The sequence below is a fragment of the Aminobacter sp. P4_D5 genome (assembly GCF_056401815.1).
Map to the genome: position 1 here is coordinate 1 of NZ_JBFUIP010001180.1, position 565 is coordinate 565.

At 71.0% G+C, this 565-nt stretch carries 1 protein-coding gene; it reads right to left on the reverse strand.

Annotated elements, in window-relative coordinates:
- Positions 1-391 (reverse strand): potassium-transporting ATPase subunit C (locus AC1DWF_RS37365; protein ID WP_476843464.1); only part of this gene is annotated, 391 nt, incomplete at its 3' end.
- Positions 392-565: the final 174 nt, after the last annotated feature.

The window sequence follows — 565 nt, forward strand, 5'->3', positions numbered from 1 at the left end:
TCTGAGCCCGCGCATTCACCGGGCTGATATGCGGGTCCAGGCCCGAGCCGCTGGCGGTGACGGCATCAGCGGGCACGTTCCGGGAGTCGCCGAGGCGCCCCTTGATCGCGTTCAGCAGCGTCTCGCTGGTGGGACCCTGCTGGGAGGCGGCCGAGGAGGAGGCATCATAGGGCGCCGCCGAGGTCGCCGAGGGGCGCGGGTGGAACCACTCGTCGCCGGCGAAATTCTGGCCGATCAGGGCGGAGCCGACGACCTGGTTGCCCTGGCGGATGAGGCTGCCGCCCGCCCGCTCGGGCATCACGCGGCCGGCGGCGGCGGTGACCGCCAGCGGGGCCGCGACGCCGAGCAGCAGGGTCGAGCCGAGCAGCAGGGAGAGAAGAGGGCGCAACATGTTCAGGCAACTCCCAGGACAGTGAGGATCACGTCGATGATCTTGATGCCGATGAAGGGCGCGACGATGCCGCCGACGCCGTAGATCAGCAGGTTCCGCCGCAGCAGCGACGCCGCGCCGACGGGCGCGTAGGACACACCGCGCAGCGCGAGCGGAACCAGGCTCACGATGATC